The 19,140-nt window shown below is 60.1% G+C and carries 16 protein-coding genes; 10 read left to right on the top strand and 6 right to left on the bottom strand.

Annotation, left to right across the window (positions count from 1 at the left end; all coding sequences use genetic code 11):
* Positions 1-260: 260 nt before the first annotated feature.
* Together BB029_RS08220 and BB029_RS08215 are read left to right on the top strand one after the other, a co-directional pair.
* Positions 261-461 (top strand): hypothetical protein, encoded by a 201-nt coding sequence (locus BB029_RS08220; protein WP_003172389.1) that lies wholly within the window; start codon positions 261-263, stop codon positions 459-461.
* 311 nt (positions 462-772) lie between these two features.
* On the top strand, positions 773-2,248 hold the full coding sequence (locus BB029_RS08215; RefSeq protein ID WP_027604410.1) for an inorganic phosphate transporter: 1,476 nt from the start codon (positions 773-775) through the stop codon (positions 2,246-2,248).
* Between the two features lie 135 nt (positions 2,249-2,383).
* On the opposite strand, the gene ccoM is transcribed toward BB029_RS08215, so the two are convergent.
* Both ccoM and BB029_RS32775 read right to left on the bottom strand, forming a co-directional pair.
* A complete protein-coding gene (gene ccoM, locus BB029_RS34020) occupies positions 2,384-2,500 on the bottom strand; it encodes a cytochrome c oxidase subunit CcoM (protein WP_017530457.1) in 117 nt (38 codons plus the stop codon).
* A 143-nt stretch (positions 2,501-2,643) separates the two neighbouring features.
* A complete protein-coding gene (locus tag BB029_RS32775; RefSeq protein ID WP_218188798.1) occupies positions 2,644-2,934 on the bottom strand; it encodes a hypothetical protein in 291 nt (96 codons plus the stop codon).
* A gap of 4 nt (positions 2,935-2,938) precedes the next feature.
* Here BB029_RS32775 and BB029_RS08210 point away from each other — a divergent pair, with 4 nt between their 5' ends.
* The 3 genes from BB029_RS08210 to BB029_RS08200 all read left to right on the top strand — a co-directional run bounded on the left by BB029_RS08210 (position 2,939) and on the right by BB029_RS08200 (position 5,550).
* Entirely contained in the window at positions 2,939-3,811 is an 873-nt protein-coding gene (locus BB029_RS08210) for a LysR substrate-binding domain-containing protein (RefSeq protein ID WP_065938824.1), read from the top strand.
* Positions 3,812-3,901: 90 nt separating this feature from the next.
* On the top strand, positions 3,902-4,372 hold the full coding sequence (locus BB029_RS08205) for a RidA family protein (RefSeq protein ID WP_065938823.1): 471 nt from the start codon (positions 3,902-3,904) through the stop codon (positions 4,370-4,372).
* Complete coding sequence (locus tag BB029_RS08200; RefSeq protein WP_065938822.1) at positions 4,369-5,550, top strand: aminotransferase class V-fold PLP-dependent enzyme; 1,182 nt, start codon at positions 4,369-4,371, stop codon at positions 5,548-5,550. Before BB029_RS08205 ends, BB029_RS08200 begins: the two co-directional genes overlap by 4 nt.
* On the opposite strand, the gene BB029_RS08195 is transcribed toward BB029_RS08200, so the two are convergent.
* A complete protein-coding gene (locus BB029_RS08195; RefSeq protein ID WP_065926412.1) occupies positions 5,547-5,888 on the bottom strand; it encodes an aspartate-semialdehyde dehydrogenase in 342 nt (113 codons plus the stop codon). The genes BB029_RS08200 and BB029_RS08195 overlap by 4 nt on opposite strands.
* 218 nt (positions 5,889-6,106) lie before the next feature.
* Here BB029_RS08195 and rapA point away from each other — a divergent pair, with 218 nt between their 5' ends.
* The gene (gene rapA / locus BB029_RS08190) at positions 6,107-8,953 is read left to right on the top strand and encodes an RNA polymerase-associated protein RapA (RefSeq protein ID WP_065938821.1); all 2,847 of its coding nucleotides are present in this window, start codon (positions 6,107-6,109) and stop codon (positions 8,951-8,953) included.
* 179 nt (positions 8,954-9,132) lie between these two features.
* Here the strand turns inward: rapA and BB029_RS08185 are convergent, their stop codons facing one another.
* Positions 9,133-10,479: an MFS transporter gene (locus BB029_RS08185; RefSeq protein ID WP_065938820.1), complete on the bottom strand. Its 1,347-nt coding sequence runs from the start codon at positions 10,477-10,479 to the stop codon at positions 9,133-9,135.
* 251 nt (positions 10,480-10,730) lie between these two features.
* Between BB029_RS08185 and BB029_RS08180 the strand changes: the two genes are divergently transcribed.
* The 3 genes from BB029_RS08180 (at position 10,731) to BB029_RS08170 (ending at position 15,878) form a co-directional block, all read left to right on the top strand.
* Positions 10,731-11,096 carry a YkgJ family cysteine cluster protein gene (locus BB029_RS08180; RefSeq protein ID WP_027604417.1) on the top strand — a complete coding sequence of 122 codons (366 nt, stop codon included), beginning with the start codon at positions 10,731-10,733 and terminating at the stop codon, positions 11,094-11,096.
* Positions 11,097-11,234: 138 nt separating this feature from the next.
* Positions 11,235-13,499: a bifunctional diguanylate cyclase/phosphodiesterase gene (locus BB029_RS08175; RefSeq protein ID WP_065938819.1), complete on the top strand. Its 2,265-nt coding sequence runs from the start codon at positions 11,235-11,237 to the stop codon at positions 13,497-13,499.
* 201 nt (positions 13,500-13,700) lie between these two features.
* Positions 13,701-15,878: a hypothetical protein gene (locus tag BB029_RS08170; protein WP_065938818.1), complete on the top strand. Its 2,178-nt coding sequence runs from the start codon at positions 13,701-13,703 to the stop codon at positions 15,876-15,878.
* Positions 15,879-15,914: 36 nt separating this feature from the next.
* Here the strand turns inward: BB029_RS08170 and BB029_RS08165 are convergent, their stop codons facing one another.
* Together BB029_RS08165 and BB029_RS08160 are read right to left on the bottom strand one after the other, a co-directional pair.
* A complete protein-coding gene (locus BB029_RS08165) occupies positions 15,915-17,006 on the bottom strand; it encodes a hypothetical protein (RefSeq protein ID WP_065938817.1) in 1,092 nt (363 codons plus the stop codon).
* A gap of 260 nt (positions 17,007-17,266) precedes the next feature.
* Positions 17,267-17,569: a DUF2288 domain-containing protein gene (locus tag BB029_RS08160; RefSeq protein ID WP_065938816.1), complete on the bottom strand. Its 303-nt coding sequence runs from the start codon at positions 17,567-17,569 to the stop codon at positions 17,267-17,269.
* Between the two features lie 340 nt (positions 17,570-17,909).
* Here BB029_RS08160 and BB029_RS08155 point away from each other — a divergent pair, with 340 nt between their 5' ends.
* Entirely contained in the window at positions 17,910-19,037 is a 1,128-nt protein-coding gene (locus BB029_RS08155; protein ID WP_065938815.1) for a branched-chain amino acid ABC transporter substrate-binding protein, read from the top strand.
* Positions 19,038-19,140: the final 103 nt, after the last annotated feature.

The following is a 19,140-nucleotide window of genomic DNA, read 5'->3' as shown; positions in this document are numbered from 1 at the left end:
TAGTGTTATTCAAATGCGCCGCTATAATGCACCCTGTGCGGAGGTCAGCCCGGTTTGATATCGGGGCCGGAGCTCGCCAGATCATGCACAGGCCGTGCATGAACGGTCGCAACTACCTGCCTGCAATGACTGCCACAACAGTGGCCTCTCGTTTCCATTTCAAACTTGAACACTTCATGGGTTCAATTTGGAACAACCCGAGGCGGCATTCAGGCATTAACGCTGCTACGTATTTACACTCAACTCAATTAGGTAACAATGTGACGAAAGATGAACTGCGCGCGGAACTTGAGCGCCAGGAGCAACGTTACAAGGACGTTTACGGCGGGGAAGTCACCACCTACGCCGCCCAGCCTGAACCGGAACGCAAACCATGGCGCAAGCGAGCCAGCCTGCTCGACCAGGCATTTGCCCAGGAAATCCAAAAGATTGAACAGGAACTCAAGGCCGAAGAGCCATAAGCGCTTCGGCTTGAGTCTTGGGTCCTGGCTGGAGTGCTGCCATTTAGCCAGCGTCCCGTCGGCCTCATCCCGCGATCGCCTGTAAAATTTCATACAAATGTTTCAGGCATGACGATTTGGTGACAAAACCCTGTCTTTTCAGCGCTGCGCTTTATAAATCAAAGACTTGCCAAAGCCCCGAAAACCCTGGGATCGCCAGCTTTCGCCCAGGGCGATTCGATGAAGATTGATACCGATGAGCAGCTAGTGCATCGATTACTGAGGTTTTCTGGCATAATCGCGCCCCCTTACGACCGGGTCAGAAAACCTTCATGATCGATTTATTCAGCGGACTGGATGCTTGGGTTCTCGTGAGCCTGTTGCTCGCCCTGGCCTTTGTCCTCGCCTTCGAGTTCATCAATGGCTTTCATGACACCGCTAACGCGGTGGCCACAGTCATCTATACCAAAGCCATGCCGCCGCATCTGGCCGTGTTCTTCTCCGGGGTGTTCAACTTCCTCGGCGTGTTGCTCGGTGGTGTCGGTGTCGCCTACGCCATCGTGCACCTGCTGCCCGTGGAGTTGCTGATCAATGTGAACACCGGCCATGGCTTGGCGATGGTCTTCTCGTTGTTAGCCGCGGCGATCACCTGGAACCTGGGCACCTGGTACTTCGGTATACCCGCCTCCAGCTCCCACACCCTGATCGGTTCGATCCTCGGTGTCGGCCTGGCCAATGCCCTGATCAACGACATCCCCCTGGCTGACGGTGTGAACTGGCAGAAGGCCGTCGATATCGGCGCGTCCCTGGTGTTCTCGCCGATGGCTGGCTTCCTGGTCGCAGCCCTGGTGCTGATCGGCCTGAAATGGTGGCGCCCGCTGTCGAAGATGCACAAGACCCCGGACCAGCGCCGCAAGCTCGACGACAAGAAGCACCCGCCGTTCTGGAACCGCCTGGTCCTGGTGATTTCGGCAATGGCCGTGAGTTTCGTGCACGGCTCCAACGATGGCCAGAAAGGCATCGGCCTGATCATGCTGGTGCTGATCGGTATCGTGCCGGCGCAGTTCGTACTCGACCTGGGCAGCACCACCTACCAGATCGAGCGTACTCGCGACGCCACGCTGCACCTTAACCAGTTCTACCAGCGCAACCACGAGACCCTGGGTGAGTTCCTGGCCCTGGGCAAAAGCGTGAAAGACGACCTGCCGGGCAAGTTCCGCTGCAACCCGCAGCAGACCGAACCCACCATCAATGCGTTGCTGGATACCTTGAAAGGCGTCTCCGATTACCATTCCCTGAGCGCCGATCACCGCATCGAAGTGCGCCGCTACCTGCTGTGCCTGGATGACACCGCGAAAAAAGTCGGCAAGCTGCCGGGCCTGGAAGCGCGTGAGAAGTCCGACCTCGACAAGCTGCGCAAGGACCTCACCGCCACCACCGAGTACGCTCCGTTCTGGGTGATCCTTGCGGTCGCACTGGCCCTGGGCCTGGGCACCATGGTGGGCTGGAAGCGTGTGGTACTGACGATCGGTGAGAAGATCGGCAAGCAGGGCATGACCTATGCCCAGGGCATGTCGGCACAGATCACCACCGCCACCATGATTGGCTTTGCCAATATCTTCGCCCTGCCGGTCTCCACCACCCACGTCCTGTCTTCCGGCGTGGCGGGCACCATGGTCGCCAACAAAAGCGGCCTGCAAGGTGGCACGGTCAAGACCATCCTGATGGCTTGGGTGTTGACCCTGCCTGCGACCGTGGGCCTCTCGGCCGGCTTGTTCTGGCTGGCCTCCAAGGCACTGGGCAACTGATCGCCAGGCGCTGACAAAAAGGTGCGGCCTCTGTGAGGACCGCACCTTTTTTTATGGACCAGAATTAAACACCCAAAAAAAAGGGCGACCGAAGTCGCCCAAAATGCCTTGCGTGCTCATGTAACCCGGAAAGATCTAAGGTTTTTTACGCTTGTTCGCGTCTTTCCAGATAAAAAATCCAAACCCTACAAAAAACAGCACCATGAGGCTTACAGTCAGCACTCCGGCGAATACCACATTATCGATAAACATGACCGGCCTCCTGCACTTGCCTTGTTGCGATAGGGCTAAGTTAATGGAGAAGGCGGATTGGAAAATTGACGGGGATCAATGTCGCCCGCGACGGGGCGTAAAGAAGGGTAATAACTGACCTGCATCAATAGATGCAGGCCGTTTTAACGCTTTTTGGGTTTGTTCTTTGATTTTTTCTTGGCTTTGCCTAAAGGCATCGCCTGTTCAAACGCCTGGCGCACTTCATTCAGGCGCTTGTCATTCAGGTCATGCACGCGCTTGGCCCGTTCGGCGTTCAGGTCGATCAGCTTGTCGTCATCACTCATGGCTTGGCTTACGTCGTGGCGAGTAAGGCTCAATAATGCGGACTCCTGCGCCCGACGGCAAATCAACCGGCGACAAAAAACCGAGCGGCGCCCAAAATCGGCACTTTCCAACCACTCAAGGAGGCCCATTCAGGTGGCACTGCATAAGGATCTTCCGCCGCTGCTGGCCCTGCGCGCCTTTGAAGCCGTGGCCCGGCACTTGAGCTTTATCAAGGCCGCGCAGGAATTGTCGGTGACCCAGAGTGCCCTGAGCCATCAGGTACAAAAGCTCGAACAGCACTTGGGTAAACCGCTGTTTATCCGACGCACCCGCGCGATCGATCTGACCGCAGACGGCCAGCAGTACTACGCCGAAATCCGCCCAGCCCTGGACGCCATCGCCGTCGCAACCCGCGCCCAACGGCTGGTACCCAGCGCCACGGTGTTACGTGTCGGCCTGCTGGCGTCGTTCGCCACCCTGTGGTTGGCGCCGCGCCTGGCGGGTTTTCTCAACCGCTATCCGCATATCCAGGTGGAGTTGCTGCCGGCGATTCAACTGGCAAACGTCGCGGCGGCCGAAGTCGACCTGGCCATTCGCTACGGCAAGGGCGACTGGCCCGATGTACAGGCCACACGACTGATGCCCGAAGTGATCTCTCCGGTGTGCAGTCCGGCATTCAAGGCCAGCCAAGTGCACAACGGTGCGCTGTTGATGGCCACTTCGCACCGTCCTTTTGAGTGGACGGACTGGTCTGGGCACTATCAAGTCGACCTCAAGCACCATCCGCGCGTCATGCTGCACGACTACAACATCGTGGTCGAAGCCGCGGTGGCCGGCCAGGGCATTGCCATGGGCCGTCATCGCTTGATCCAACGCAGGCTGGATGATGGCAGCCTGGTAGAAGCCTTCGATTGGCCGCCCTATCACAGTGAAATAGGCTACTGGTTGATTGCAGCGCAAGGCCCTGCCAGCGACGCCGCGCGGTGTTTCAGCGAGTGGTTGAAGGACATCTGCCGCGACACGTGAGTTATTTCGATACGTCGGATGAGATCTATCCGTTTGTCGACACTCCCCCTGCCCCACATGCTGAAACCTCCTGACCCCAGAGGATTCACCATGAGCGACTCCCTCCGCCACCGCGTGCAAGCCCTCGGCCTGACGCTGCCATCACCCAGCCAGCCGATTGCCAACTACATCAACCATGTGGTCAGCCAGAACCAGCTGTTTATCTCTGGGCAAATCCCGCTGATAGACGGCAAGCCCGCCTATGTCGGCCGCCTCGGCGAATCCCTCAGCGAGGAAGAAGGGGCGCAGGCCGCGGAACTGGCTGCACTGAGCTTGCTCGCGCAATTGAGCGATGCCCTGGGCGATGACCTGTCGCGCCTGGTGCGCATCCTGCGCCTGGGGGTGTTTATCGCCAGCAGCGGCGAGTTCCAGCGCCAGGGCGCCGTGGCCAATGGGGCGTCCAACCTGCTGGTGAATGCCCTCGGCGAAAAGGGCCGTCACGTACGCACGGCAGTGGGTGTTTGCAGCCTGCCGGCCGGCGTGGCGGTGGAGGTTGACGGGATTTTCGAGTTGCAGCCGTGAGCCCGCTGCACGTGCAACATCTGCGCGAGAGCACTCCCGGCTGCCAATCGGGCATCGTGCACTTCAACTCTGCCGGTGCCTCCTTGCCGAGCCAGGCGACCCTTGACGCCATCATCGACCAACTACAACGCGAAGCCCGCGACGGCCCGATGGAAGCCGGCGAGCATGGCGCGTTGCTGGTAGAAAAAGCCCGCCGCGCGGCCGCGCAGTTGCTCAACGCGCCCACCCCATCGATTGCCTTTGCCAGCAGCGGCTCGACCGCCTGGAGCATGGCGTTCCAGGCCTTGGGCCCGTGGCAGCCGGGCGACCGCATTCTGGTAGGACGCCACGAATGGGGCGGCAACCTGGCGAGCATGCAGTTGGCGGTGCAAGCCGGCGCGCGGGTGGACGTCATCCCCTGCGATGCCACCGGCGCGGTGTGCCCCGTGGCATTGGAAGCGATGATCGATTCAAGGGTAAAGCTCATCGACCTCACCTGGCTCCCCGCCAACGGCGGCCTGATCAACCCCGCCCAGGCCATCGGTGAAGTGGCCAGGCGTCACGGGATCGCCTACTTTATCGACGCCGGCCAAGCCGTCGGCCAGGTGCCGGTGGACGTGCAGGCGTTGCAGTGCGATGTGCTCAAGGCGGCCGGGCGCAAGCACCTGCGCGGGCCACGGGGGACGGCGCTGCTGTATGTGCGGCCGGATTTCCTCCCGCACTTGAACCCCGCCCAGCGCGACGTATTTTCCGCCCCCTGGAGCGCCGACGGTTTCGACCTGCGCAACGACGCCCGGCGCTTTGAGACCAGCGAGGTGTCCTTTGCCCTGCTAGCGGGCCTGGGCAATGCACTGCAGGAGATGAATCAGCTGGGGATCGAGCGTGTATGGGAAAAGATCACGCAAACCAGCAGGCGAATCCGCGAAGCATTGCGTGAGATTCCGGGTATTTCCCCGCATGACCTGGGCACGGTTCAATCGGGCTTGATCGCCTTCAACCTCGCCGGCTGGGACGCCTTCGAACTCAAACGGCAATTGGGATTGAAGCGGATCAATATCGGTGCCAACGGTGTGGCCTACACCCCGTTGGATATGCAGGCCCGCGGCCTGACCAGCATTGCGCGGATCTCCGTCAGCCCGTTCAACAACGATCACGACATCGAGTTGTTGATAACAGCCCTGGAGGAACTGCGTGGCTAAACCTCGACGTCCACCCACAAGCCCTGGCGCGGCGCGTCTTCGATCAGCGGCACAACCGGTACGGTGTTGTCGGCATTGAGCAGGTCGCCCGGGATCGCCAAGTGCTGATCCGGGTCTTCATCGGCTTCGCGCCGGCGTTTCTGCTGTTCCTGCTGGCGGCGTTGTTCCTCGCGCAGCAAAAAAGTCGACTGCTCGGCATCGCCCTTTTTCAGGTCGATGGTGCTTTCGTTGGAGCCCGCTTGCACAGGGACCACGGGCGGAATATCGGGTTTCTGGCGGACCGGGTCGAGTTGCGACGTAACCGGTACGACGCTGACGGGCAGCATAGGTGGAAGCATGATAGTTGTTCTCCTGTCAGCAGGCTGTCGGCGGGCCGCGCGACGACTTGAGCGCAGGTTCGCCAACCTGTGACCCAGTCGACACTCACAAGTGCCCGCCACCCGTCGATTGCGTGCTCACCCGGCCGCCCAAACGGAGTAGTTTTTGTCAGAGTCCTTGGGCGTGGGGCCTTGTTCCGTTAACATAGTCGGCTTTTTCACGGCGGGAGTCAGGCAGCATGGCGCAGCAGTATCAACCGGGGCAACGCTGGATTAGTGACAGCGAAGCAGAGCTGGGGTTAGGCACCGTTCTGGCACAGGACGGCCGCTTGTTGACCGTGCTCTATCCGGCCACTGGCGACACCCGCCAGTATGCGCTACGGAATGCGCCCCTCACCCGTGTGAGGTTCTCGCCGGGTGACTCCATCACCCATTTCGAAGGCTGGAAAATGACCGTGCAGGAAGTCGACGACGTCGATGGCCTGCTGGTCTACCACGGCCTCAATGGGCAGAACGAGCAGGTCACCCTGCCGGAAACCCAGCTCTCCAACTTTATCCAGTTCCGCCTGGCCAGCGACCGTCTGTTCGCCGGGCAGATCGACCCGCTGGCCTGGTTCTCGCTGCGCTATCACACCCTTGAACACACCAGCCGCCAATTGCAATCCTCGCTGTGGGGCCTGGGTGGCGTGCGTGCGCAACCTATTGCCCACCAATTGCACATCGCCCGTGAAGTCGCTGACCGTATCGCACCACGGGTCTTGCTGGCGGACGAAGTGGGCCTGGGCAAGACCATCGAAGCGGGCCTGGTGATCCATCGCCAACTGCTGTCGGGCCGCGCCAACCGCGTACTGATCCTGGTACCGGAAAACCTGCAGCACCAGTGGCTGGTGGAAATGCGCCGCCGCTTCAACCTGCAAGTGGCGCTGTTCGATGAAGAACGCTTTATCGAAAGCGATGCCGCCAACCCGTTCGAAGACACCCAGCTGGCCCTGGTCGCGCTGGAGTGGCTGGTGGACGATGAGAAGGCCCAGGACGCACTGTTCGCCGCCGGCTGGGACCTGATGGTGGTCGACGAAGCCCACCACCTGGTCTGGCATGAAGACAAAGCCAGCCCGGAATACTCGCTGGTCGAGCAGCTTGCCGAAGTGATTCCCGGCGTGCTGCTGCTCACCGCCACCCCGGAACAGCTGGGCCAGGACAGCCACTTCGCGCGCCTGCGCCTGCTGGACCCGAACCGTTTCCACGACCTGCACGCCTTCCGTGCCGAAAGCGAGAACTATCGCCCGGTGGCCGAAGCCGTGCAGGAGCTGCTCGACAAGGGCCGCCTGTCGCCCGCCGCGCACAAGACCATCCAAGGTTTCCTCGGCAACGAAGGCGAAGCGCTGCTGACCGCCGTCAACGATGGCGACGCCGAAGCCAGTGCGCGCCTGGTGCGTGAACTGCTCGACCGCCACGGCACCGGCCGCGTGCTGTTCCGTAACACCCGTGCCGCGGTGCAGGGTTTCCCGGAGCGTAAGCTGCACGCCTACCCGCTGCCGAACCCGGACGAATACCTCGAACTGCCCCTGGGCGAACACGCCGAGCTGTACCCGGAAGTCAGCTTCCAGTCGCAACCGGACATCGACGAAGAAAACCGCTGGTGGCGCTTCGACCCGCGCGTCGAATGGCTGATCGACCAGCTGAAAATGCTCAAGCGCACCAAGGTCTTGGTGATCTGCGCCCACGCCGAAACCGCCATGGACCTGGAAGACGCCCTGCGCGTACGCTCCGGCATCCCGGCCACGGTGTTCCACGAGGGCATGAACATCCTCGAGCGTGACCGCGCCGCCGCTTACTTCGCCGATGAGGAATTCGGCGCCCAGGTACTGATCTGCTCGGAAATCGGCAGTGAAGGCCGCAATTTCCAGTTCTCCCACCACCTGGTGCTGTTCGACCTGCCATCCCACCCCGACCTGCTGGAACAGCGGATCGGCCGTCTGGACCGGATCGGCCAGAAACATGTGATCGAACTGCACGTGCCCTACCTGGAAACCAGCCCGCAACAGCGCCTGTTCCAGTGGTACCACGAAGCCCTGAACGCGTTCCTTAACACCTGCCCGACGGGCAACGCCTTGCAGCACCAGTTCGGCCCGCGCCTGCTGCCGCTGCTGGAAAACGCCGACGACAGCGAGTGGCAAGCCCTGATCGACGAGGCCCGTGCCGAGCGCGAGCGCCTGGAACAGGAACTGCACACCGGCCGCGACCGCCTGCTGGAGCTCAACTCCGGTGGCGCCGGTGAAGGCGATGCGCTGGTGGAGGACATCCTCGAACAAGACGACCAGTTCGCCCTGCCGATCTACATGGAAACCCTGTTCGACGCCTTTGGCATCGACAGCGAAGACCATTCGGAAAACGCGCTGATCCTCAAGCCCAGCGAGAAGATGCTCGACGCCAGCTTCCCCCTGGGCGACGACGAAGGTGTGACCATCACCTACGACCGTAACCAGGCGCTGTCCCGTGAAGACATGCAGTTCATCACCTGGGAACACCCGATGGTGCAGGGCGGCATGGACCTGGTGCTGTCCGGCTCCATGGGCAACACCGCCGTGGCGCTGATCAAGAACAAGGCGCTCAAGCCGGGCACCGTGTTGCTGGAGCTGCTCTACGTCAGTGAAGTGGTCGCGCCCCGCGCGCTGCAACTGGGCCGCTACCTGCCTCCGGCGGCACTGCGCTGCCTGCTGGACACCAATGGCAACGACCTGTCCGGCCGCGTCTCGTTCGAAACCTTGAACGACCAGCTGGAAAGCGTGCCACGGGCCAGCGCCAACAAGTTCGTGCAGGCCCAGCGCGATCAACTCACACCGCGGATCAATGCCGGTGAAGAGAAGATCACACCGCGTCACGCCGAACGTGTGGCCGAAGCCAAGCGTCGCCTGGCGGCAGACACCGACGAAGAACTGGCGCGCCTGACCGCGTTGCAAGCGGTCAACCCGACCGTACGCGACAGCGAGCTGGTCGCCCTGCGCAACCAACGTGAGCAAGGCCTGGCCATGCTCGACAAGGCGGCGCTGCGACTGGAAGCCATTCGGGTGTTGGTAGCGGGTTGATTACCGCCCTGCCCTGTTAAAAAGGCCCGCGCACTGCGGGCCTTTTTTATTCACTTGAGAACACCGTTGGCGTTGCGGGCCTCATCGGGGGCAAGCCCCCTCCCACAGTTGACCGCGTTGTCATGTAGGTCACCGATCAATGTGGGAGGGGGCTTGCCCCCGATGGCGTCAACGCGGAATCAAGCCATCGCTGCCGCAGCCGGCACCTCAACCCCCTTCAATCCCTCCTTCATCCGCTTGGCATCACGCACAAAACTGCGTGACGCCTGAAACAGGAACAGCATCGTCAAGAACAGCGCCACCGGAATCAGGTACATGGCGTCATGCAAGCCCACCGCCTTGTAAGCCTCGGTCATCTGCTCGGCCCCCGCCGCATACATCGCAGCATGGGCAAAGTGATCGGACAACCCGCCCACTACAATCGGCCCCATGCCCCCGCCCAGCAAGTACAAACCGGCAAAGAACAGCGCCATCGCCGTGGCCCGCAGGCGCGGCTCGACCACGTCCTGGATCGCGGTGTACACACAGGTGTAGAAGTTATACGCAAACAACCAGCCCACACTGAACAGCGCCACAAACACGCCGATCTCGATACGCCCGGCATGCAGGGCCCAGGCTGTAGTGACGGTGGAGATGATCAGACTGCACGCCGCAAACAGCAGTCGGCCATTGGCAACGCGTTGATGGATCTTGTCGGCAATCCAGCCCCCCAAGGTCAGGCCCACCAGGCCGGTCAACCCGACGATGACGCCGGTGGCGACCGCCGCGTCCTGCAAGGGCATGAGGAAATAGCGCTGCAGCATCGGCACCAGGAACGAGTTGCACGCGTAGGTGGCGAAGTTGAAGCACAACCCGGCCAGCACCAACCACAGGAAGGTCGGCACGGCCAGCACACGGCGAATCGGGCGATCAACACGCTCCTGGGAGACTTGTACGGCTTCGGCGGCGCCGCGCTTGGGTTCCTTGATATAGAACATGAACACCGCAAGGATCAGCCCCGGCACGGCGGCGATGAAGAACGGCGCGCGCCAGCTGTCGAACGCCTTGACCATCCAACCGATGGTGAAGAACGCCAGCAACAGGCCCAAAGGCAGGCCCAGCATGAAAATCCCCATGGCCCGGGCACGACGGTGCGCCGGGAACAGGTCGCCGATCAGCGAGTTGGCGGCCGGCGCATAGCTGGCTTCACCGATACCGATGCCCATGCGCACCAGCAAAAACGTCCAGAAACTGCCGACCAGGCCGTTGATCGCCGTCAACCCGCTCCACGCGAACAGGCCCCAGCCCATCAGTTTGCTGCGCGAGCCGGTATCGGCCAGACGCCCCAGCGGCAGGCCGGCAATGGCATAAACAATGGTGAAGGCGGTGCCGATGATGCCGAGCTGGAAGTCGCTCAGGTGCCATTCCATGCGGATCGGCTCGATGATGATCGCCGGAATGGTGCGGTCGAAGAAGTTGAACAGGTTGGCGAGGAACAGCAGGAACAGAATGCGCCAGGCATTCGCCGCTTGGGTCGAGTTCTGCATGGGTCCGTCTCTTTTATTGTTATGAGAGCTGCGATGCCCGATGCATCCCGCCCGGTACCTGCAACATAGTCAGGCGAGCCGTGGTTGTCTGTAATGATTCGTAAAGCTGATAGGGCATGATTTCACCCGACAACACGGGACTTTGCCGACAAAAATATAAGTGCCTGCCCCCCTTCCCAACGGCCATGACCCGATTAGAATGGCGAGCCTTCCAGTAGTCCCCCACTCTACTTTTCTTATCGATGACGCCCATGTCCGAAGCCAGTCCGTGTCTGAGTTGCGGTGCCTGCTGTTCACACTTTCGTGTGTCTTTTTTCTGGGGTGAGTGCGCCTCCTCGGGAGGGACGGTGCCTGATGACCTGGTGGTGCAGATCAACCCGACCCGCGTGGCGATGATCGGTACCGACCAGAAACCCGCGCGCTGCTGCAGCCTTGAAGGCGAAGTCGGCAAAGGCACGAGTTGCTCGATTTATGAACAACGCTCAAGCCCCTGCAGAGAATTCGAGGCTTCATGGAGCCAGGGCGAGCAGAATGTCGATTGCGATGCGGCCCGTGCTGCGTTCGGCCTGCCGCCGTTACAAGCACCGTTCGAGTTGGAGTTGCCCATCAGCGCTTAGCACTAATTGCTATGCACGGCATGCCAAAATCATTCAGAGCAAAGTGCCATTATCGCTGGAAAATCCCGCGAGGCTTCTATACTCGACCTCATAGGTCATCGCCGTAGGCTGTGACGTGACGCTATGACGGGACATGCTATGGAATGGCTAGGTCTGCACTTTTTTACCGACCTCCCAGCGAACGGGCACTTATTACTCAATTGCAGTCATAACCCTTTTCTGGTGCTGCTGGCCTATCTGGTCGCCTGTGCGGCGGGGTTCGGCACCCTGGACATGGCCGAACGGGTTGGCCATGTCGAAGACCCTACCGCTCGCCGCCATTGGCGTTGGCTGGGTGCCGGTTGTTTGGCAGGGGGTATCTGGTCCACTCACTTCATCAGCATGCTGGCCTTCCAGGCACCCATCGCGATTCACTACGAACTGCTCATGACGTTCGCCTCGCTGGTCATCGCCCTGATCGCCTCGTTGTTCGCCATGCAAACCCTCAGTCACACCAAACTGCGATTTAACCAATACCTGCTGGCATCGTTGTGGATGGGCATCGGCATCGCCCTGATGCATTACGTCGGCATGTCGGCCATGCGTTCCCAGGCCCAGGCGTATTTCGAGTCGGGCCTGCTGCTCGCCTCGGTGGGCATCGCCATTGGCGCCAGCCTGGCCGCCCTGTTGTTGTCGAGCTACCTGCGCACCGGTGCCGGCGTCTTCCATCAACTGCTCAAATACGCTGCCAGCCTGATGTTGGGCGCAGGCATTATCAGCATGCACTTTACCGGCATGGCCGCCATGCAACTGATCGTCCCCACCGGCGCCGATCTCTCGTTGCCACTGGACAATAACCCTACCCAACTGGGCCTGTCGGTCGCCGTGATCACCCTGCTGGTGATCGGCAGCAGCATCAGCGCTGCGCTGGCGGATAAAAAGCTGCAGCACAAGGAGCGCGACCTGCGTCGGGTCAACGCACTGCTCAGCGAACTGGATCAGGCGCGCGCCTCCCTGCAACAGGTGGCGCATTACGACGCGCTGACCAGCTTGCTTAACCGACGCGGTTTCAATCAGATTTTTGCAGAAAAAATCGCCGAAAAAACGGCTTCAAACGGCATGATGGCGGTTATTTTCCTGGATATTGACCACTTCAAGCGCATCAACGACAGTCTCGGCCATGACGCAGGGGATCAATTGCTCAGCGTTCTCGCCAGCCATATCAAAGGCTCCGTGCGCAGCCATGCGGACGTGGTCGCACGGTTTGGCGGCGATGAGTTCTGCATCCTGATCAGCATTCACCACCGCGACGAAGCGCGACACCTGGCCCAACGCATCATGCAAAAGATGAAGGACCCCGTCGAACTGGCCGGTCGCCGTATGGTGATGACCACCAGCATTGGCATCAGCCTGTTTCCCGAGGATGGCCTGACCTGCGAAGAGCTGCTCAAAAACGCCGACCTGGCGCTGTACCAGTCCAAGGACATGGGACGTAATAGCCTGAACTTCTTCAACTCCAACCTGAAGACACGCGCCTCCCTCGAACTGCAATTGGAAGAAGAGCTACGCAGCGCCCTGCGCGCCCAGAACCAGTTGGTACTGTTCTACCAACCGATCTTTGACATGAAGCTGGGCAAAGTGACACGCCTGGAGGCCCTGGTGCGCTGGCAGCATCCGCAACATGGGCTGCTGACCCCAGCCCGGTTTATCGGGATTGCCGAAAGCAACGGGCTGATCGCCGAACTCGATCACTGGGTCTTGCGCCAAGCCTGCCATGACTTGAGCCTGCTCTCCGACCGCGGCTATACCGAACTGACCATGTCGGTGAACTGCTCGGCCCTGAACCTGGCCCGCGACGAACTGGCGGATGAAATCGAAGACGCGTTGCGCTTCAGCGGGATCGGCGCCAACCGCCTGGAGCTGGAAGTGACCGAAAATGCCTTGATGGGCAATATCAGCAGCACCCTGGCCCTGCTGCGGCAAATCCGCGCGCTGGGCGTGTCGCTGGCCATCGATGACTTCGGCACCGGCTACTCCTCCCTCGCCTACCTCAAGCGCCTGCCGCTCAACACCCTGAAGATCGATCGCTCGTTTATCCAGGACATTCCCAAGTCGACCGCCGACATCGAGATCGTCCAGGCAATTATCGGCATGGCTCACACCCTGCACCTGCAGGTGGTGACCGAAGGCGTGGAAACCGAGGCCCAATTCGATCTGCTGCTCAATCATGGCTGTGATTTCGTCCAGGGCTACCTATTGAGCCCGGCGGTGCCCGCCAGTGAAATAATGGGCGCAATGCAGGGGATCGACAGGCGCAATCCGAGCCCCCCAGCCAGCGTGGCGGGCACCAAGGACACCCCTGCGACAAAAGAGCTGTCCCCAGGCCGCCCCGGATCCACCTCCGTTGTCAGGCCAATTCGCTGACGTCGAATCTTTGGCATTTCGCCATCACTTACCTAAAGATCGCCGACGAACGGCCGATTCATCAGAGTCCGGCCAGGTTTTTCCTGAGCTCACTGGGTAAGCCTGATGGTTCGGACAAGGACGCACTGTAAAGTCGCGATCTCCCATTCCGTGATGGCTATTTGATACTTTTCAGCCATCCGTCCAGGCACATGGCGCACAATGACCTCTAAAAATAACTCTGGCACCGTGGTATCCGACGTGTTGCTCCCAGCGCCTGAGGGCAAACCCTCAGGTTCAAAGTCATTGAGCACCGCGCGCCCGCTGGCCACCCAGCAATACCTGTACTTCACCGAAACCAATACCGACCGCATCCTCGATAACCTCGACGGCCTGCGCGACATGGTGTTCCCGCGCCCGCCTCACCTGGAAGGCGACAGCGAGCAGCACAGCGAGCAGGAATTCCCCTCGGTCTGCCTGATCGGCCTGGGCCGCTGCGGTTCGAACATCGCGCTGGACGTGGCGGAGCTGGTGTACAACGCGCGCAAGTTCTACCTCAACGAATTCAGCACCGAAGACAAATCCTTGGATAAGGGCTACAGCCCGGCCCAGTGGATTCGCAACAACCTGCGCCTGGGCGGCGGCAAGGCCAGCAAGCCGGTGTTCCTGGTGGAACCGCTGGTGATGCTCGGTGACCTGGACAAGGACATCGCCGGGCGTATCCGTTTCTCGCGCAAGGGCGAAAAAAGCGGCTTCCTGCGCGACTATAGCAAGATGAAAATCATGGACCTCTCCGAAGTCCATGCCGGTGGCGCCGGTAACGCGCCGATCCTCGGCCAGTACCTGGCCAAGATCATCCTCAACAAAGACACCCAGCGCTTTTCCAGCCCCGACTGGAAGATGATCCACTCGTACCTGATCGACTCCTGCGGCATCAAGGCCAACCAGTCGCGCCTGTACTTCTCGATCTTCAGCGCCGGCGGCGGCACCGGTTCGGGCATGGCCTCGGAGTTCGGCCTGGCGCAGCAGCACTCGTACATGAACAAGACGTTCGACACCAAGCCCGCCGACGAACACGACAGCAAAAGCGGCCACGCCTTCGTATTCGAGCCGATCTTCACCAGCGGTATTTGCGTGCTGCCGAACATCTCCGACCACCGCAGCGAAATGTCCGAGGCGCTGCACATCAACGCCGGACGCTTGCTGTGCAAGTACCTTTCGGAGGAATGGGACTTCTCGTACAACTTCGACAATGAAGACAGCAGCGAAGCCAGCGTAAAGGGGCGCATCCGGCCTTGGAACGCGATGATGCTGATCTCCAACGACATCATGCGCTACGCCGAAGAAAGCGATGACGGCAATATCCAGAACATTGACGTCAATGCCATGGAGAAACACGCCAACCAGTACATCTCCCAGCAGATCTTCAACATCCTCACCGCCCAGGCCGTGACCACCGACTACGACCAGAACTACTTCCGTCGCGCCGGCATCGACATCGGCGAGACCATCCGCCTGGATGCCAATGACCTGTTCATGAGCCTGGCCGGGCCGGTGGCGATTGCCTACGCCGAATCCGTCGTACCGGAAACCCCGGCGCCGTCCAATGACAAGTTCAAAGTCTTCGAGAAAGAGCCTCAGCGCCTGAACATCGACGACCTGTTCTTCCGCTCCATCGACCTGCCGCATTTCAACAAGGTCACCCAGGCCATCGAAGGCATCAGCCTGTTGCCGATCGAGTCCAAGCGCTACAAGGCGTCCCTGGAGCAATACAAGAACTCCGGCTACGACGCGGCGGCGCTGCATGACCTGCACTTCTTCAAGAACTGCTCGTCGGTGGTGTCGATCGTCTCGCTGCCCAAGGACTACAAGCTGTCCTACATGGACCTGAACCGGCTCAAGACGCACCTCAACAGCCTGTTCCCCAACACCACCCTCAAGCGCTATGCCCTGGTGATCGGCGCGTCCGCCAACCTGTCGCTGACCACCCTGATCGCCAAGAGCCCGTGCCTGTCGGATGACTTCCTCACACTGATCGTGGCCTTTATCAAGCGTTGCTTTGCGCGCAACCCGTACCGCTTCGATGACACCTTGGACAATTCGATCCTGGACTTCATCATCCACGAGGACTTCGACGAAGACCGCATCGACGAGTTGCTCAATGAGTTTGAAAACCCGGCGAAGATCCTCGATACCAACTGGTACGCGATCAAGCCGATGTATGAGAAGAAGTACCGCGAGTTGATCAACGACAAAGAGAAGTTCGTGTCGATCAATGACATTCGCCTGTCACGGGATTGTGTGAAGAAGGCGATCAAGTACTTGCGCGAGATCTACCGTCACCGCATCGGCAAGACCAAGGTTATCTCGTTGAATAACCACACCGGCAAGACCGCCTAGCCCAGTGTGACGGCGCCGCCTGGCGCCGTTGCAACCTCAGTGCGTCATGCGTTGACGCAGGAACGCGATGATGGTCTTTTCGTCGGCGCGTCTTGCAGGCCGGGGCAAATGCTTCGGCCAGCCGGAATTTTTTGCGCCGAAGAACCGCTTCTGCTCCGCCTCATCCCAGCCACGAATCTCCCGCGAAGCCGATTCCCACCACCCGTGTCGGCACACATCGTAGTACGGATGCGCAGGCGCCGAACTGCCGTAGAGCAAGTCACGACCGACCTTTTTCAGGTGCTTGCGCTGATTGCGCAGCTTCCACTTGATGCGCAGCCGCTGCCAGGGCGAGGGCACCGGCTTGACTCGCGGCACATCCCTGCATCGCGCTACCAGCTCAGGGCCGAATGCCTCACCGTGAAGGGTGAAGAAGTGCGCTTGCATGGCATGGAAGAAGCGCTTATCGGCGAAGTAGTGATGAACGAATTTATGCGCCTCGCGCACCTTCTGGTCGCGCATCGCGAAGGAAATCGCGATTTGCTCGATGGTGTGAATATCGAACGAGTTCCGCGTCCACTCGTCGATCAGGCGGATGGAGGCTTCGAGCAGCGGCGCATCGCTGGCACGCACGCCGCACAGACCACTGTTATAGAGCTTGAAGCTGTTATCCGCAGAGATGCCATGGGCCTGCAGGTGCTCGCCCAACTTGAGATAGTCAGGGCGCTTGCAGACATAGCTCCAGTCGTATTCAAAGCCGTCCATCACATACTGGCCCGGCTCTATCAGTTCGAACACACGATGGGGGGACTTGAGGAACAGCGTGTCGGTGTCAACGAACAGGGTCTTGTCCGCCAGCATAAGCCCTTGGGCGATCGCGCAGGCCTTGCGGCGATGGGGGTAACCGTTTTCACCCTGCCATTGGGCCAGGGTCTGCTCGTCCAGGGCGATGGTTTCAACCGGCCAACCAATGTAGTCCTGGGGCCGATCGGTCATGACCCGGATGCACAGCGACTCGCCCGGTTTGAGTTGGGACAGGGCGGTGAGGATGCTGAACTTGGCTTCGCGCCGATAAACGTCCTGGCGACCGTAGATAAGGTAAAGCAGTTGGTGCGAAGGCTTCGCTAAGGGGGACAGCGCTGACGGCATGACTAGCTCCGGGTGACAAGCGGCGAACTTTACCGGAATTCGCCGCTTCCTACGCCGCGATCTGACAGGCATCACCCTTTTATTCACACTGAGAAACAATTCTCCGGACTATTCACCGGCGAGAAAACTGTTCCCATGACGTGCGCGTCACCCAGCGCTGTGACCTTTCTTCACGGCAAGATGCCATCACGGCACCAGCGGTTACTCAGCTACACACTTTTAAAACGGAAAATCACGCACCTTTTCAGTGCGACCCTTTATCACGCCGCCCTTTCCTGGATCAGTATCCACGGCGAAACCACCACCGCCCACAAGCTCGGGTCGCGTTCAACCAGGTCCAATGCCCGCGTCGCAGACACTTCGCAAAGGCTGCCAGCGGCCAACCAGGCAGCGACTTTATCGCGGTTGTCTTCAGCCATTCCCTCGGCGGCCTCGATCAAATCCAGGCCGGCATCGACCCACAATAGGGCACCCTTGGCAAAGAACGGCTCAAGCTCCTTCCAGGAGATTTCGGCGGTTTCACCGAGCAGCTTGGCATAGAGGGTGCTAGGTTCTTGAGTCATGGGAATTCACCTGGGAAAAAATCGGCGCAATCATAGCGCCCCCTCTCCGGCAGAAAAACCCAGTTGCAAATGAGTCATCGATAGAAAGTGTCAGGAAAGCCAAGGATTGCCCGGAACGCTGGCATCACCCCGCCGCAATTCTGTCTTTTTCTTTCATTTAAGCGACACACTCGGCTTTTGCCCCCGGCAGCCAGCTTTTCAAGCGATCAACCGGCGCTCTACACTGTACCGGTACAGTTGCCAGGGCACTGCCGGGGGGATATCCGAGATATCCGATCCGGTTCTGCAGCTCACAAGGCCGCTAGAACTATAAAAAATACAACAGTAAGAGTGGAGCACTATGAATAAGGCTACTAAGCAGATTTCCAAACTGTTTGCCGCTATGGTCCTGGCTGGGGTTGCCGGCCATTCGTTCGCAGCCGACACCATCAAGATCGGCATCGCCGGTCCAAAGACTGGTCCTGTAACGCAATACGGCGACATGCAATTCATGGGTGCCAAGCAGGCCATCGCCGACATCAACGCCAAGGGCGGCGTCGACGGCAAAATGCTCGAAGCCAAGGAATACGACGACGCTTGCGACCCTAAACAAGCCGTGGCCGTAGCCAACAAAGTGGTCAACGACGGCGTCAAGTTCGTGGTCGGTCACCTCTGCTCCAGCTCCACTCAGCCAGCGTCCGACATTTATGAAGACGAAGGCGTGATCATGATTACCCCGGCAGCCACCAGCCCGGAAATCACCGCCCGTGGCTACAAGCTGATCTTCCGCACCATCGGCCTGGACAGCGCCCAGGGCCCGGCGGCCGGCAACTACATCGCCGACCACGTGAAGCCGAAAATCGTTGCTGTCCTGCACGACAAGCAGCAATACGGTGAAGGCATCGCCACCGCCGTCAAGCAGACCCTCGAGAAGAAAGGCACCAAGGTTGCCGTCTTCGAAGGCCTGAACGCCGGCGACAAAGACTTCTCCTCGATCATCCAGAAGCTCAAGCAAGCCAACGTCGACTTCGTCTACTACGGCGGCTATCACCCGGAGCTGGGCCTGATCCTGCGCCAAGCCAAGGAAAAAGGCCTGAACGCCAAGTTCATGGGCCCGGAAGGCGTCGGCAACGACTCCATCTCGCAAATCGCCCAGGGCGCCTCCGAAGGCCTGCTGGTGACCTTGCCTAAATCCTTCGATACCGACCCGGCCAACAAAGCCATCGTTGAAGAGTTCGCCAAGAACAAGCAGGACCCAACCGGTCCGTTCGTGTTCCCGGCCTACTCGGCCGTTGAAGTCATCGCCGAGGGCATCAAGACTGCCAAGAGCGAAGACACCGCCAAAGTGGCCGCAGCCATCCACGCGGGCACCTTCAAGACCCCTACCGGCGACCTGAGCTTCGACGCCAAGGGCGACCTGAAGGACTTCAAGTTCGTGGTCTACGAATGGCACTTCGGCAAACCAAAAACCGAAGTTTCCCCTCAGTAAGCCAGGCGTTACTGGTCCAACAAGCCCACTGTGAGAGCAGTGGGCTTTGTTTTACGAGGTTTATGGGCCTGTCACCCGCGATCCGGGCGCTGGCTCACCTGAA

The sequence above is a fragment of the Pseudomonas sp. S3E12 genome (genome assembly GCF_001702295.1).
In the GTDB taxonomy this organism is placed as follows: Bacteria; Pseudomonadota; Gammaproteobacteria; order Pseudomonadales; family Pseudomonadaceae; genus Aquipseudomonas; species Aquipseudomonas marginalis.
Note: the sequence above shows the minus strand (reverse complement) of the source record. Positions and strands in the feature narration are given on the sequence as shown.